This is a genomic window from Pseudomonas sp. GW821-FHT09H03 (genome assembly GCF_059415945.1).
The window spans coordinates 110,634-125,627 of the sequence record NZ_JBWKOF010000007.1 but is presented as its reverse complement, the minus strand read 5'-3'; the positions used below and the strand labels follow the sequence as shown (position 1 = coordinate 125,627).

The following is a 14,994-nucleotide window of genomic DNA, read 5'->3' as shown; positions in this document are numbered from 1 at the left end:
ACACCTGTGCAGGTGCTTGGGGAATCTTGGGTAGCCGTCATGGGCCTTTCGCCGTAGCATCGCGCGATTGTTTAGCGAGGTGCCTATGCTGATCCCCCACGACCAACTTGAAGTCGACACCCTGACCCGCCTGATCGAGGACTTCGTGACCCGTGACGGCACCGACAATGGTGATGACACACCACTGGAAACCCGCGTGCTACGCGTGCGCCAGGCGCTGACCAAAGGCCAGGCACTGATTGTTTTCGACCCGGAAAGCGAGCAGTGCCAGCTGATGCTCAAGCATGATGTGCCCAAGCACCTGTTCGACTGACAATCTCAGCCCTCCTTGGTTTTCGCCAGCTTGGCCTGGATGCGATCGTAAATCTCGGAGCGGTGCACACTGACGTCTCGAGGCGCTTCGACGCCAAAACGGATGCTATTGCCGTTTACAGCGAGAACGCGCAAGGAAATGTTGTCACCGATGGAAATCACTTCGCCTACAACGCGGGTGAGTACGAGCATTGTCTGTGTCCTTCAGGGGTTACCGGCCCTTGAAGATGCCCCGTGTGCGGCGTCCCTACAATGCAACGGCAGCAAATCAGTCCTTCCCTACAGCGATGACTCGCCCCTCTGAAGGAAAGATCTGACACGAAGGTTGAGTCAGGACGCAGAGAACCGCGGTCCGAACAGGATGATGCCCGCCCCGATCACACACAGCGCCATGCCGAGCCAGTCCGAACCCAGCGGACGAATGCGCTCGACCAGCGCCAGCCAGCCGATCGAAGCGATGATGTAGATGCCACCGTAAGCGGCATAGGCCCGACCGGCATAGGTCGCCTCGACACGAGTCAGCAACAGCGCGAACAAGGTCAGGCTGAACAGCGCCGGCAGCACCCACCACACACTTTTACCCTGACGCAGCCACATCCAGAAGGCGAAGCAACCGGCAATTTCGAACAGCGCCGCGAGAAAAAACCACAGATAGTTGAGCATGCAAGCGCCTCGCGAGGATGACCGATGACGGCCACCCTAACGACAGCGCTGCCGGCGGGCAAGATCAGCTCGCGGTCTGCTTGGCCTTGGCGCGCATTTTGTCGGCCATGACGGTCATTTCGTTGTACAGCAATTGCGGGTTTTTCTGCTTGATCGCCCAAGCCATGCGTCCCTGTTCGTGCGGCAGGATCATGAACTCGCCGGCGGCTACCTGCTGATAGATGTAGTCGGCAATATCGGCAGCGCTGATGGGTGAACTTTCCAGCAATTTGCCGACTTGAGCCTTCATGGCCGGCGTCGGGCCGCGGAAGGAATCCAGCAGGTTTGTCTGGAAGAACGATGGGCAAACCACATGCACGCCTATTTCCTGATGTGCCAGCTCGATCAGCAGGCTTTCCGACAGCGCCACCACACCGGCCTTGGCCACGTTGTAGTTACTCATTGCCGGCCCCTGCATCAGAGCGGCCATCGACGCGATGTTAATGATCTTGCCCTGGCTTTTTTCCAACAGTGGCAAGAACGCCTTGCACCCCTTGACCACGCCCATCAGGTTGATCGCGATCTGCCAGTCCCAGTCCTCCAGGGACAGTTCGCTGAAGAACCCGCCCGAGGCCACGCCGGCATTGTTGACGATGACATCGATACCGCCGAGCTTGATTTCACAGGCCTGGGCGAACGCTGTCAGCTGGCTGTAATCACGTACATCACAGCGCTGGACAAAACCGTCGCCGCCGGCTTCGCGAACCAGTTTCAGCGTCTCCTGCAAACCGGGTTCGCTGACATCCGACAAGGCCAGCTGCCAGCCTTCACGTGCCCAGCGCAGCGCGATTTCGCGCCCCAGGCCCGAGCCCGCACCAGTGATCATCATGCGATTTTGCATAGCAAACAGCCTTGTTGTTCCGGGGAAGATGTGTCGAGTGTAGCGAAGGATATTGCCGGACCCACGCTCCATCAGATTGCTGAATGGCCCAGGCAAACTGCGCGATAACCACAGCCCCCCTGAATGGGAAAGAGCGCCGTTCAAATTGCCAAAAGGAAATAATGTGTTTTTCGAAAAACAGTAAAAAAACATGGAATTTTCTTGGCTTCGCACCAGTCGGAAATTTTAGGCAGCGCGAATTTTATTCATTCCTGCTGACAGTAAAAGGCGAAAACTTTCCCGAACACTTTCAACAAGGAAATAGACATGGGCACAATTCTTCTGATCATTCTGATCCTGTTACTGATCGGCGGTTTACCGGTCTTTCCGCACTCCAGAAGTTGGGGTTATGGCCCGTCCGGTATTATCGGCGTGGTATTGGTGGTGATACTGATCCTGTTACTGCTCGGCAAGATATGAAGATGTAAAAGACCCACTCAAGCGCGCAAGACTCAATGCCAGTCAGATAACCTGACTGGCATTTTTTTTGAAGTTTTTTGTCACCGGGATCATTTCAGGCATCTTTGCCGGCTTGCCAGAAGTGGCTCGCTGGTTATGCGCCGACACCACTGCCAACTGTCAGGATATTGCGCCGGATCGTATTCATCGCTCCAGCACTCCATTGGCGGGTCGGAGCGCTCTGCTTGTTGCACCTGGTCATAGACCTTGCCTGATTCATGGGCATGCGCCGGACACCAGGGAGGCTGCACCGGTGATACTTCCGACATGGAGGAAACCAACAGGACGATATTTGCGCCCAGCGCCATCACGAGCCATAGCGTACGCCCCATCCCGACAGACTTATTCATGACGCAAAGCCTCACTCATCCTTGCTACGCGGCCCGCTCTAACGTCACTCTTGCAAACGCTGAATCAGGCACCCGGCTGCGTCATAAAACGCACTTTGCACAAAGCTGTCTACTGTCAAACCTGACAGGTAGGCCCCTCGATTACGCCCTTGAGCACCCGCGACGCATAAAAAAAATCCGATGCCTGTGGCATCGGATTCTGTTTTTTGCTGCCCGGGTTCCCAAGCGAGGCTTGAAGGGCTGATATCAGCCCATTTGTTCCTCGCTACCGAAACGCTTAGTCAGGCGTGCCGTCAACCACACCGGCGGTGTTGTCCAGCAAGCTCTTGGTCGCCGTTTGCAGGAACGCTTCGAGTTTGAGTTTCAACTCGGCTGTGCGCGCAGGATCGGCAATGACCTCGGTGCGCGGTGTGGCGCCCAACTCGTACTGATACAACTTGGGTTCCATGTCCTTGTCCTTGGGCAGCACAAGAATCTGGTCCGCCGTGAGAAGGGCCGTGGTCTGCTCGCTGCCGGACGGTTTGATCACACCGAAACCGACATCGCCTTCAGGCAGGTTGAGCAGGTCGCGACCCCAGCATTGATGACGAACTTCACCACCAATGCGCCCCATGATGGTCGGCACGATGTCGATCTGGGTGCCCACGGTATGATCACGTTGACCGAACTTTTCCTGAACACCCGGGGCGATCATCAGCATCGGCACGTTGAAGCGGCCCAGGTCCATTTCGGTGATCTGGCGCTCGTTGCCAAAACCGTGGTCACCGACGATGACGAACAGGGTTTCCTTGAAGTACGGTTCCTTGCGCGCCTTCTCGAAGAACTGGCCCAGCGCCCAGTCGGAGTAGCGCATGGCGGTAAGGTGTTCATTCAGGCTGCCACGATCGGTCACGCGCTCGACCGGCAATGGCGTCGGCAAGGCGTATGGCGTGTGGTTGGACAGGGTTTGCAGCAAGGCATAGAACGGCTTGCCACCTTCACGCTTCTTCAGCTCCACCAGGCCACGGTCAAACATGTCCTGGTCGGACACACCCCAGGTAGGATCGGAGAACACCGGGTTGACGAAATCGTTACGCCCGATGAAGTTGGTCATGCCCTGGTTGCTGAAGAAACCCGACTGGTTGTCCCAGGCGAAATCGCCGTTATAGACATACACATCGTCGAAATCACGGGCGCTGAGCAACTGAGGCAGGCCGGACAGCTTGTGACTGCCTTCCGGGGTCTGCATCAGGTATTCGAAGCCCGGCAGGTTCGGGAAGCAGGCCATGGTCGCGAACATACCCTGGTGGGTATGGGTACCGTTGGAGAAGAAGCGGTCGAACAGCAGGCCTTCCTTGGACAACTGGTCGAGGTACGGCGTGATGTTGCCCGGCCCGCCGAGTGCGCCCACCGAGTGACCGGCCATGCTTTCCATCAGGATCACGACGACGTTCTTGATCGGCAGGGTCTTGTCGGCCGGCGGCGTGTAGTCACGGCGAACTGCTGCGGTCTGGGCATCCACCAGCTTGTCGTCCGGCATCACCAGCAGGTCGCGCACCACTTGCTGGGCTTGCGGCTGCGGCAGGGTGGCCTTCCAGATATTGTCGCGATCTTCGGACATCCGGCTCTTGGCCGCGGCAACCAGCGACAGTGTGCCGTTGAGGCCCAACTGGTTGGCGAAGTTCGAATCGGTGGTGTAGACATCACCCCAGCGCAGTGGCGGGCCTTGACGCAGGGTGCCACGGGCGGCGACCACGCAGATCAGCAGGCAAACCACGAACACGCCGATGCGCGCATACCACGGGGCAACCTGGCGTGTGCTGATGCTGCCGCCACTGAACGGGCCGCGGGGACGGGTCGCACGGTCGGCACCCTTGAATGCCATGCTCAGCAGCCAGGTGCCTACGACCCAGGCCAGCAGATAGCGGACCACCGGGAAACCGTACCAGAGCATGCTCATCACGGTTTTCGGATCTTCCTTGACGTACTGGAAGACCAGGCCGTTGAGGCGCTGGTGGAACTCGCGGTAGAAGTCCATCTCCATCAGGCCCAGGAACAGCGCGATGCTGGAGACGACCGTCAGCCAGAAGCGGAAAAAACCGCGCGCTGCCATGGCCCGGACGCTGAACAGCGACAACAGCAACGGGATACTGAGGTAGACCACCAGACGCAGGTCGAAACGCAAGCCGTTGGCGAACGCTTCGAAAAAGGTCGAGGCCGGTGTGTCGAGGATCATTTCGCGGTTGTAGACCAGCAGCGCGACGCGCAGCAGGCTGAACATGACCATCATGACCAGGGCACACAACAGCGTGTAGGCCAGATGTGATTTGACGGTCGGTTGCAGCAGGCGATTAGAAGCTCGCTGCTGATTCAGGGCGTCCGGGATTGCCATGTCGTTTTAGGACCCATTGGAAGTTGAAGTTTCAAAAATACAGCTGCGCCTTACCCTCTTTTGGCCATTACCTGGCTGCGGGGTTTGCGCGGAGCACAAATGTTGCACGATCAACGGCAGCATTGCCATTGATTACTCCCTCCCCTGCCGTTCTTTCATCCAGGTCACTGCAATGCACGGCAGATTGCAGGAGCGCGGAGAATTGTCCTGGAGGGCTGGTGAAAATTCTGTGCAACGAATAATTCGGAAACAAAATAAAAGCGCAGTCCCGTATGCAAAACGCCCCGAAACATTCGGGGCATCCGCTCAAGCCTGTTCAAAAAACCCGCCGTTACTTCTCGGCGCGTTCCTTGAGGGCTTTCAAGGTATTGAATGGCGCATCCACCACGAACTTGTTGGCCACCATCGACGGCACGCTGCCGCCAGGCTCGGTGTGCACCTGATAGGTCACTTCAATCTGATCGCCCTTGGGTACGAACTTCCAGAAACCTTCGACCTTGGCCACGCGGACAAACCCTTTTTCCTCAGGCTGGTACTTGGGTACACCTTCGAGCTTGCGGGTCAGGCTGCCGTCGGCGCCTTCGACGGTGGTGATGTGCATCACCGAATCGCGGGGAGTGACGGGCCACGGGGTATTGAACTGGGTGTAGGTCCAGCTCTGATCACCTTCGTGCTTGAGCAGCTTCTGGGTTTTACATTCGTGAATCCAGGCGCAGGCTCCCGACACATCCTCTTGCAACGCGCGCAGCTTGGCCATGGTGGTCTTCATCAACGTCACGCCCTGGTAGGCCTTGTAATCGGACCCGGCCACTTCACTCAGGGAGATCTTGATGCCGTCTTCGTTCTTGGCGACTTTCCAGTCTTCGGCCTGGGCGACCGAGGTGGCCAGCACAGCCGTCAAACCACACAACAGAGCAATACGATGCAGCGAACCCATAGTGTTATTCCTTATTGTTGAAGTTCCGTTCGTTGGGCTTGCACCGGCGAACACCTTCAGGTGTTTCGCAGGTGATCGCAGGTGCAAGCCCACACATCACGCCGCCGTCATTTGCTCCCACCAGCCAATCAGCCTGATGGCTTCTTCACTGCTGCTCCCACAGACCTCGGGGTCGGCGTCGAACGCCGAACACACCGTCGGCCGTTCCGGCTGGCCAAAAATATTGCACAGGTTTTCGGCCGACAACTGCAGGCAGCGCTCTCCGGCCGCCTTGCCGTTGGGCATGCCGGGAATCGGTGAACTGATGGAAGGGGCAATGCAACAGGCGCCACAGCCCTCACGGCATTTCATGACGACAAGCTCCTCGCGACGAGCAATGTGTTAATAGACGTGACACAGAGTACCCGCTAAAACAGTTGTTTTAAATTACCCGCTGGCGGGTTTTTCAGCACAAAGGTGTGTGACCGGCCAGTCTCCGACAAAGTGTCTACCCTGCGGGTCGCGAATCAGGATGGATTACTGTTTGAATTCGAAATCCAGCGCCGCGCCCTCAACGTCCCGGCGTTCTTCATTGCGCAATTGCAGCTGCATTTCGTTGCTGAGCAATCGCCCATTGAGCTGGAAAGGACTGTCGCTGCTCTTGTCACCGAACATCGGTGGCAACAAGGGTTCGCGCTTGGGCAATGGCACGGTGCCGATCGGCTTCAACTCGTCGACCATGCCCTTGGGCAGGCGCAGATCCAGGTGGGCTGACGGGATCTCGGTTTTCAGGACCTCACTGGCCGGTTTCGATTTGGCGGCAATGGGCGGGCGCTTTTTCACCGGCGCAGGTGTTTTTTTCACCTCGGTGGCTTTTTGCCCCGACGGATCTTTTTTCGGCACGGCCTGGGGACTGCCGCTGGCAGGTTTTTTCTGCGCAGAAGCGGCAATGACGGTTGCCGACTGGACACTGACAAACAGGCAGATCAATAGCCAGGCGACAGGAAAAAACTGTTTCATGGACCCAACGGTACAAACGGCAGAGGCGTATATGCTCACCCTTTGCCGCCAACAAGACAAGCGCGGGAAACATCCCCATACCCATTACAACCCGGCTGCCACCTCCTGGCAGAGTTGCGTGGCCAGCATGCCCAGGGTCATCAATGCACGTTCGGCTTCACGGTTCCATGGAATGCCACAATTGAGCCGGATACAGTGATTGAACTGTTCGGTATTACTGAAAATCAGCCCCGGCGCAATGCTGATGCCCTGCTGCAATGCGCGCACGTGCAGTTCCTGAGTATTGACCCGCCCGGGCAAACTGACCCACAGAATGAAACCGCCGGTGGGCCGGGTCATCTGCGTGCCTTCCGGGAAGTGCTGCTGCACCGCCAGCTGGAAGGCGCTGAGGTTTTTACGGTATTCCTGGCGAATAAAGCGCAAATGCCTGTCGTACCCGCCATTTTCCAGATAGGCCGCGATGCCCATCTGGGTCACGCTGCACGCAGAATGAGTACTGAAGGTCTGCAGGCGCTGGATTTCCTGCTGATATTTGCCGGCAATCATCCAGCCGATCCGTACCCCTGGCGACAGGGTTTTGGAGAAGCTGGAGCAATAAATCACCCGATCCAGCCGGTCATAGGCCTTGAGCGACTTGGTGCGCCCCTGTTCGAACATCAACTCGCCGTAAATATCGTCCTCGACGATCTGGATGTCGAAATCCGACGCCAGGCGCAGCAACTGTTTCTGCCGCTCCTCGGGCATGGTACCGCCCAAGGGATTACTCAGGCGCGTGGTCAGCACCAACGCCTTGATCGACCATTGGTTAGCGGCCAGCTGCAAGGCTTCCAGACTCATGCCGGTGGCTGGGTCGCTGGGGATCTCGATGACCTTCAGGCCCAGCAGATCGGCCAGTTGCAGCAAGCCGTAATAGGTCGGTGATTCGGCTGCGATCAGATCGCCCGGTCGGGTCAGAACGCGCAATGACATTTGCAGGGCATCGACACAGCCGTGGGTAATCACCACCTCCGACGGGTCGACCACCACACCGGCGTCGCGCATGCGGATCGCCACTTGCCGACGCAAAGGCTCGAAACCCGGGCTGAACATGTAGCTGAACGCCCGCGGGCTATGGAAGCGCGTGACTTTGGCCAACTGCTGATGCAAGGCGCGCACCGGCAGATAATCGACACTCGGCACTGCCGCGCCCAAAGGGAAGACGCCCTCGCGACGGGATTCGACCAGTACTTGTTGAATAATGCTGCTGCGGGTCACCAGCCCCGGGCGCTCGACCCGGGCGATGTCGGGCGTCGGCGCGGTCAGGGCCGGCGTCTGGTGTACGTAGTAACCCGACTGCGGCCGGGCACGGATCAGCCCCTGGTCCTCGAGGTTGGCATACGCCTGCAATACCGTGGCATGGCTGACATTCAGCTGCGAACTCATCTTGCGCACCGAAGGCACGCGCTCGCCCGGCTGATAGACCCCACGGCGGATGTCTTCGGCCAGTTGCTGAGCAATACGTTGGTAGAGCAAAAGATTGGTCATGACGCAGCACTCGGTTTCACGGGCATTTTATTCTTGTATAAACAATACCGGAACAGTTTAGAAGTGTACTGGGACAGTTACCACAATAGTCGACCATACAGTGCAGTGTCAGCAAGATCTGTACTGTTTTGCGAAACATTTGCCAGGCACAAAAAAACCCGGCGCTGCATGACAGGCCGGGTTTCCAGTGACGCAACTCTTAGCGAGCAGCGCCTAGCTGGCCTTGTTCGTCGGAAAACACAATTTCCACCCGACGGTTCTGTGCACGGCCCCTTTCAGTGGCATTGGCATCCACCGGGTATTCATCGCCATAACCTTCAACCTGGATTCGCTTGTCATCAATACCCAGGTCCATCAACACGTCCGCCACCGATTGCGCCCGGGCCTTGGACAACTTGAGGTTCTCCTGCTTGCCCCCGGTGCTGTCGGTATAGCCTTCGATGCGCACTACACGCTTGGGATTGAGTTGCAGGAACTGCACGATCTTCAACACCACCCGATTGGCCGAACTCTTCAGTTCCGCCTCACCGGTATCGAACAACATATCGCCCAGGGTCATCACCAGGCCGCGATCAGTCTGGGCAGTAGTCAAGGCGAGAATCTGTTCTTCGAGCCATTTGCCTTGCTGCTGCACGCTGGCCAGCTTGGATTCGCGCAAGGCCAGTTGCAGGCGCTGGCGTTCCAGTTCTAGCTTCGCCGCGCGCTCTTCGTTGAGCACCTGGTTGGTGTGCTCGCGTGCAATCTCGCTGTAGCGCTGGCTGAGGTAGGCGTAGTGCACCACGTCCGAACCGCTGCCCCAATAGCTGGACAGACGATCGGCACGGGCCAGGGATTCACCGGCGCGAATCACGTCTTTAGGCGCGATACGCAGCACATTGGAATCTTCCTTGACCGTCTGGAATTCGGCACCGGCCTGCTGCAAGGCGGTCTCGCTGCGCTGCCCGGCGCAGCCATAAAGGCTGGCGCAACCTGCCACAATCAAACCGCCGAGGGCTTTGCTCCTTAGGCTCATTGGGCATCTCCCACTTGCTTGCGCAGTCGGGTGATGCGGGTGTTGAGCAGAGTCAACTGCTCTTCACTCTTGAGTGTGAGCACCTTGGCTTCAGCCAGACGGGCATCCAGTTCGGCCTGCTCGGAGCGCATGCGCGCGTTCTTGAAGGACTGATCGTTCATGTTGCCCTGGGCACGTTTGAACTTGTCTTCGGCCAGTTTCATTTCCGGCACATCGTCTACGGTGGCGCCCACGGCCCTGGCTTGTTCGAGTGCCTGTTCGGTCAGGCGCATCTGTTCATTGGGCGCCGGATCGCTTGCACAACCCGCCAGGGCCAGAACGGCCATGGCAGCGAAAAGAGGTCGAATACTCACTAAAAATCCCTACTGTTTTGGGGTACTGGCGGGCAGCTGCCGAGGCGTCTGTTGTTGCGCTTTCCACAGCTCGATGTTGCGTTGCAACACGGCTTCCGTCAGTCCGGACGCGGGCAATTCTGTCATCTTTTTGGCCAACTGTCCGCGCAACCACGGATCGTTGCAGGCCGAGTCATGGGAAATCGCCAGGAACAGGCCCGGCCGGTCGACCGGTTGAGGATGCGCAACAAGGTCGTTGGCCATGCCCAGTGTCTGTGCAGTCGCCATGCCGGAGTATCGCCCGGCCAGGACAAATTCCACTTCGCCCAAGAGCAATTTCTGAAAGGCCTGGGTAAGGTTTGGCGTACGTGCGAGGGTCAATTGCTGCTCGGCGAAAGTGCCGAATTGCGAGGTCAATCGAGACTTATCCGACAGCGCGCCGGGGTGACCGTGCAGGTCCTGGGCGTCGCTGTAGACCAATGACGAGTCTTTGCGAGTCCAGACCAGATAATCGTTTTCCAGCAACGGTGGATGAATATAGTCCAGCGATTCCAGTGCGCTGACCGTCAATGGCGCGTCGGCCAGCATGTCCATGCGTCCGCTGCGCACTTCGTCCAGGGCCTGGGAGCGTTTGCCGGCATACAGCATCTGGACCTTGATCCCCAACTCCCCCGCCACCTGCTGCAACAGATCGGCGCTGGCACCGATCAGGTGCCTGGGATTCTGCGGGTCTTGCCACAGGTACGGTGGCGCATCGGGGCTGCCGGTGACCACCAGGCGTTCGCACTTGCCTGCTGCACCGGACAGTGCTGGAAATATCGTCAAACCCAGGAGTAATGACCAGCCAAATACACGACGCAAATCCATAGCAACACGCTCCCGTTCAGACCGTTTATATCCCCTGTAGGCGCGAGCCGGCTCGCGATGGTGTCAAATGCACCGCGTTTATCCAGGTTCCCCGCGTCATCGTTGACGTCCATCGCGAGCCTGCTCGTTCCTACAGGGTAAAAAAAACAAAAAAAAACCCGACCAGACGGTCGGGCTCTTTTATAAGTGAAGCAGCCGGTTTAAACCAGCTTCTCCAGCTCAGGGATGGCTTCGAACAGGTCCGCCACCAGGCCGTAATCGGCCACCTGGAAGATCGGCGCTTCTTCGTCCTTGTTGATCGCGACGATCACTTTGGAGTCTTTCATGCCGGCCAGGTGCTGGATCGCGCCGGAGATACCGACGGCGATGTACAGCTGTGGAGCAACGATCTTGCCGGTCTGACCGACCTGCATGTCGTTAGGTACGAAACCTGCGTCGACCGCGGCGCGCGAAGCACCCACGGCAGCGCCCAGCTTGTCGGCCAGAGCGTACAGGTGTTTGAAGTTGTCACCGTTCTGCATGCCGCGACCGCCCGAAACGACGATCTTGGCAGCGGTCAGTTCCGGACGATCGGACTTGGCCAGTTCCTCGCCGACGAAGCTGGAGATACCAGCGTCGTGGGCAGCGCCAACGGCTTCAATAGCCGCCGAACCACCGGTAGCGGCAACCGGATCGAAACCGGTGGCGCGCACGGTGATCACTTTCACTGCAGCGTTCGATTGAACGGTAGCGATGGCGTTACCAGCGTAGATAGGGCGCTTGAAGGTGTCAGCGCTTTCTACCGAGATGATCTCGGAGATCTGGTCAACGTCCAGTGCAGCGGCAACGCGCGGCAGGATGTTTTTGCCGTTGGAAGTGGCGGCAGCCAGGATGTGGCTGTAGCCATTGCCCAACTCTGCGACCAGAGGAGCGACGTTTTCCGGCAGTTGGTGAGCGTAGGCAGCGTTATCAGCGACCAATACTTTGCTCACGCCAGCCACTTGCGCAGCGGCTTCAGCCACGGCGCCAGCGCCCTGGCCTGCAACCAGAACGTGGATGTCACCACCGATTTTGGCGGCGGCAGCAACGGTGTTCAGCGTGGCCGGGGCCAGCACTTTGTTGTCGTGTTCTGCAATAACCAAGATTGTCATTTCGGCTCCTTAGCTCAAAGCACCTTCGCTTCGTTTTTCAGTTTCTCGACCAACTCAGCAACAGACTTGACCTTGATACCCGCGCTGCGTGCAGCAGGCGCTTCGACTTTCAGGGTCTTGTTGGTGGAGGCGGTGGAAACGCCCAAAGCGTCCGGAGTCAGCACTTCGAGAGGCTTCTTCTTGGCTTTCATGATGTTTGGCAGGGACGCGTAGCGCGGCTCGTTCAAACGCAGGTCGGTGGTGACGATGGCCGGCAGTTTCAGGGAAACGGTCTGCGCGCCGCCGTCGATTTCGCGAGTCACGGCAACGCTGTCGCCGCTGATTTCGACTTTCGAAGCGAACGTGCCCTGACCGTAGCCGCTCAATGCAGCGAGCATCTGACCAGTCTGGTTGTTGTCGCTGTCGATCGCTTGTTTGCCAAGGATCACCAGCTGAGGCTGTTCCTTGTCGACTACAGCTTTCAACAGTTTGGCAACGGCCAGGGAGGTCAGGTCTTCGGCGGACTCGACGAGGATGGCGCGGTCGGCACCCAGAGCCAGCGCGGTGCGCAGTTGCTCTTGAGCGGTGGACGGGCCGACGGAGACGACGACGATTTCAGTCGCAACACCCTTCTCTTTCAGGCGTACGGCTTCTTCCACGGCGATCTCGCAGAACGGGTTCATCGACATCTTGACGTTGGCAAGATCGACGCCGGAATTGTCCGCCTTGACGCGAACTTTCACGTTGTAATCCACAACGCGTTTGACAGCTACAAGAACCTTCATGGATTCCTCGTTACTCTCCGGTGAAAAGAAAGTCGCCTAGGCGAACCTGGCGGTTGATACTCATCGGGCGCAAGGGCACCTCCAAAAACGCCGGCACAGTGTCAAGTGACCATCGCGCATGACGTTGATGACCGTTCGTCAGTGGTGACTATCGAGTCATTCCTTATCGCGGCGTGTAAACTGCGAGTCCAAGCTGCACTGCGCATCACTTCTACTGCCATCGCCCTGTCTTTAGAGGTGCTCTTGAAACCAACAGTCAGCCTACGGCGAGCGCAAAACCGCCCGTATCTTGACCGGAACGCCTATTCCGGTCAATACGCCAAAATAGCCGTTCATACGGCGCGTGACTTTGATTTCTCTGGCCTTGAGGCAATTCAAACAAACGTTTGTATTGGACGCTGGGAGTGGTGTAGATATAATGCGCCACCCAAAGAGAAAGGTGGTCACTCGATTGTCCTCTCCCGACGTTACATCGGGATTCAAGGATGCGACACCGAAACTCCAAAATTAGAAAAAAACTGTTGAGCCTTGAGTAGGAGATAGCCTGTGGAACGCGAATACATGGAATTCGACGTGGTCATCGTCGGTGCCGGCCCCGCTGGCCTTTCCGCTGCCTGCCGCCTGAAGCAGAAAGCCGCGCAAGCCGGTAAGGAAATCAGCGTCTGCGTGGTCGAAAAAGGCTCCGAAGTCGGCGCTCACATCCTTTCTGGTGCCGTGTTCGAACCACGGGCCCTGAACGAACTGTTCCCGGACTGGAAAGAACTCGGCGCTCCGCTGAACACGCCGGTCACCCGCGATGACATTTTCGTGCTGAAAAACGCCGAAAGCGCGCAGAAAATTCCTGACTTCTTTGTGCCCAAGACCATGCACAACGAAGGCAACTACATCATCTCCCTGGGCAATCTGTGCCGCTGGCTGGCCCAGCAGGCCGAGAACCTGGGCGTAGAAATCTACCCGGGCTTCGCCGCTCAGGAAGCGCTGATCGACGAAAACGGCGTGGTGCGCGGGATCATCACCGGCGACCTGGGCGTTGACCGCGAAGGTCATCCGAAAGAAGGCCTGTACACCCCGGGCATGGAACTGCGTGGCAAGTACACACTGTTCGCCGAAGGCTGCCGTGGCCACATCGGCAAGCAACTGATCCAGCGCTTCAACCTCGCCAGCGATGCCGACGCCCAGCATTACGGCATCGGCCTGAAAGAAATCTGGGAAATCGACCCGGCCAAGCACCAGCCAGGCCTGGTAGTGCACACCGCCGGTTGGCCGATGGACATCATGGGCACCGAGAACACCGGCGGCTCGTTCCTCTATCACCTGGAAAACAACCAGGTTGTAGTGGGCCTGATCGTCGACCTGTCCTACAGCAACACTTACCTGTCGCCGTTCGACGAGTTCCAGCGCCTCAAGCATCACCCGGTACTCAAGCAGTACCTGGAAGGCGGCAAGCGCATCAGCTACGGCGCTCGCGCCATCTGCAAGGGCGGCCTGAACTCGCTGCCGAAGATGGTCTTCAAGGGCGGCGCGCTGATCGGTTGCGACCTCGGCACCCTGAACTTCGCCAAGATCAAAGGCAGCCACACCGCGATGAAGTCCGGCATGCTCGCCGCTGAATCGGTAGCCGACGCGCTGTTCGCCGAGAAGGACGGTACCGAAGAGCTGACCTCCTACGTCGACGCCTTCAAGAACAGCTGGCTGCACGAAGAACTGTTCGCCAGCCGCAACTTCGGCCCGGCGATCCACAAGTTCGGCGCGATCGTCGGTGGCGGTTTCAACTGGCTGGACCAGAACATCTTCGGCGGCAAACTGCCGTTCACCCTGCACGACACCAAGCCGGATTACGCGTGCCTCAAGCTCGCCGCCGACTGCAAGAAGATCGACTATCCGAAACCGGACGGCAAGATCAGCTTCGACAAACTCAGCTCGGTGTTCATCTCCGGTACCAACCACGAAGAAGAACAGCCTTGCCACCTGAAGCTGACCGACCCGAGCATCCCGATCAGCAAGAACCTGCCAATGTACGATGAACCAGCCCAGCGCTACTGCCCGGCCGGTGTATACGAAGTGATCACCAAGGAAGACGGCGAGAAGCGCTTCCAGATCAACGCCCAGAACTGCGTTCACTGCAAGACCTGCGACATCAAGGACCCTGCACAGAACATCACCTGGGTGACGCCGGAAGGCGCTGGCGGCCCGACTTACCCGAACATGTAAGCCGAACGCCGAAACATCGAAAAGGCTCCCGAATGGGGGCCTTTTTGTTGCCCGCAATTCAGGGCACAACACGGCCGATGCGGGAGCGGGCTTGCTCGCGAATGCGATGTATAAGTCGACATCAGTGTTGAATGAAGTACCGCA

At 58.2% G+C, this 14,994-nt stretch carries 18 protein-coding genes; 4 read left to right on the top strand and 14 right to left on the bottom strand.

What is annotated here, in order from left to right:
* The first annotated feature begins 85 nt into the window (after nucleotides 1-85).
* Complete coding sequence (locus tag AC07OG_RS11945) at nucleotides 86-313, top strand: YheU family protein (protein WP_003199186.1); 228 nt, start codon at nucleotides 86-88, stop codon at nucleotides 311-313.
* 5 nt (nucleotides 314-318) lie between these two features.
* On the opposite strand, the gene csrA is transcribed toward AC07OG_RS11945, so the two are convergent.
* From csrA to AC07OG_RS11930, 3 genes are all read right to left on the bottom strand, one after another.
* On the bottom strand, nucleotides 319-504 hold the full coding sequence (gene csrA / locus AC07OG_RS11940) for a carbon storage regulator CsrA (RefSeq protein WP_060540855.1): 186 nt from the start codon (nucleotides 502-504) through the stop codon (nucleotides 319-321).
* Between the two features lie 138 nt (nucleotides 505-642).
* Entirely contained in the window at nucleotides 643-975 is a 333-nt protein-coding gene (locus AC07OG_RS11935; RefSeq protein ID WP_060540854.1) for a YnfA family protein, read from the bottom strand.
* Between the two features lie 64 nt (nucleotides 976-1,039).
* Entirely contained in the window at nucleotides 1,040-1,855 is an 816-nt protein-coding gene (locus AC07OG_RS11930) for an SDR family oxidoreductase (RefSeq protein WP_060540853.1), read from the bottom strand.
* A 300-nt stretch (nucleotides 1,856-2,155) separates the two neighbouring features.
* Here AC07OG_RS11930 and AC07OG_RS11925 point away from each other — a divergent pair, with 300 nt between their 5' ends.
* Entirely contained in the window at nucleotides 2,156-2,314 is a 159-nt protein-coding gene (locus AC07OG_RS11925) for a DUF3309 family protein (RefSeq protein WP_170948722.1), read from the top strand.
* Nucleotides 2,315-2,403: 89 nt separating this feature from the next.
* Here the strand turns inward: AC07OG_RS11925 and AC07OG_RS11920 are convergent, their stop codons facing one another.
* From AC07OG_RS11920 to AC07OG_RS11870, 11 genes are all read right to left on the bottom strand, one after another.
* A complete protein-coding gene (locus tag AC07OG_RS11920; protein WP_495067110.1) occupies nucleotides 2,404-2,703 on the bottom strand; it encodes a hypothetical protein in 300 nt (99 codons plus the stop codon).
* Nucleotides 2,704-2,980: 277 nt separating this feature from the next.
* A complete protein-coding gene (locus AC07OG_RS11915) occupies nucleotides 2,981-5,074 on the bottom strand; it encodes an LTA synthase family protein (protein ID WP_495067109.1) in 2,094 nt (697 codons plus the stop codon).
* A gap of 331 nt (nucleotides 5,075-5,405) precedes the next feature.
* Nucleotides 5,406-6,011 (bottom strand): START domain-containing protein, encoded by a 606-nt coding sequence (locus tag AC07OG_RS11910; RefSeq protein ID WP_060540851.1) that lies wholly within the window; start codon nucleotides 6,009-6,011, stop codon nucleotides 5,406-5,408.
* A 96-nt stretch (nucleotides 6,012-6,107) separates the two neighbouring features.
* Complete coding sequence (locus AC07OG_RS11905) at nucleotides 6,108-6,362, bottom strand: YkgJ family cysteine cluster protein (RefSeq protein WP_060540850.1); 255 nt, start codon at nucleotides 6,360-6,362, stop codon at nucleotides 6,108-6,110.
* Nucleotides 6,363-6,527: 165 nt separating this feature from the next.
* Nucleotides 6,528-7,010, bottom strand: a complete 483-nt coding sequence (locus tag AC07OG_RS11900) for a translation initiation factor 2 (protein ID WP_495067108.1) — start codon at nucleotides 7,008-7,010, stop codon at nucleotides 6,528-6,530.
* 84 nt (nucleotides 7,011-7,094) lie between these two features.
* Complete coding sequence (locus AC07OG_RS11895; protein WP_060540848.1) at nucleotides 7,095-8,534, bottom strand: aminotransferase-like domain-containing protein; 1,440 nt, start codon at nucleotides 8,532-8,534, stop codon at nucleotides 7,095-7,097.
* 199 nt (nucleotides 8,535-8,733) lie between these two features.
* Nucleotides 8,734-9,546 carry an OmpA family protein gene (locus tag AC07OG_RS11890; protein ID WP_060540847.1) on the bottom strand — a complete coding sequence of 271 codons (813 nt, stop codon included), beginning with the start codon at nucleotides 9,544-9,546 and terminating at the stop codon, nucleotides 8,734-8,736.
* On the bottom strand, nucleotides 9,543-9,899 hold the full coding sequence (locus AC07OG_RS11885; protein ID WP_082457502.1) for a DUF4398 domain-containing protein: 357 nt from the start codon (nucleotides 9,897-9,899) through the stop codon (nucleotides 9,543-9,545). The genes AC07OG_RS11890 and AC07OG_RS11885 overlap by 4 nt, the downstream gene beginning before the upstream one ends.
* Before the next feature lie 9 nt (nucleotides 9,900-9,908).
* A complete protein-coding gene (locus AC07OG_RS11880; protein WP_060540845.1) occupies nucleotides 9,909-10,745 on the bottom strand; it encodes a substrate-binding periplasmic protein in 837 nt (278 codons plus the stop codon).
* 200 nt (nucleotides 10,746-10,945) lie between these two features.
* Complete coding sequence (locus AC07OG_RS11875) at nucleotides 10,946-11,875, bottom strand: electron transfer flavoprotein subunit alpha/FixB family protein (RefSeq protein WP_060540844.1); 930 nt, start codon at nucleotides 11,873-11,875, stop codon at nucleotides 10,946-10,948.
* Nucleotides 11,876-11,889: 14 nt separating this feature from the next.
* Nucleotides 11,890-12,639, bottom strand: a complete 750-nt coding sequence (locus AC07OG_RS11870; protein WP_218425254.1) for an electron transfer flavoprotein subunit beta/FixA family protein — start codon at nucleotides 12,637-12,639, stop codon at nucleotides 11,890-11,892.
* A 105-nt stretch (nucleotides 12,640-12,744) separates the two neighbouring features.
* Between AC07OG_RS11870 and AC07OG_RS11865 the strand changes: the two genes are divergently transcribed.
* Nucleotides 12,745-13,164: a hypothetical protein gene (locus tag AC07OG_RS11865; RefSeq protein ID WP_156465482.1), complete on the top strand. Its 420-nt coding sequence runs from the start codon at nucleotides 12,745-12,747 to the stop codon at nucleotides 13,162-13,164.
* A 21-nt stretch (nucleotides 13,165-13,185) separates the two neighbouring features.
* Entirely contained in the window at nucleotides 13,186-14,850 is a 1,665-nt protein-coding gene (locus AC07OG_RS11860) for an electron transfer flavoprotein-ubiquinone oxidoreductase (RefSeq protein ID WP_060540842.1), read from the top strand.
* The last annotated feature ends 144 nt before the right edge of the window (nucleotides 14,851-14,994 follow it).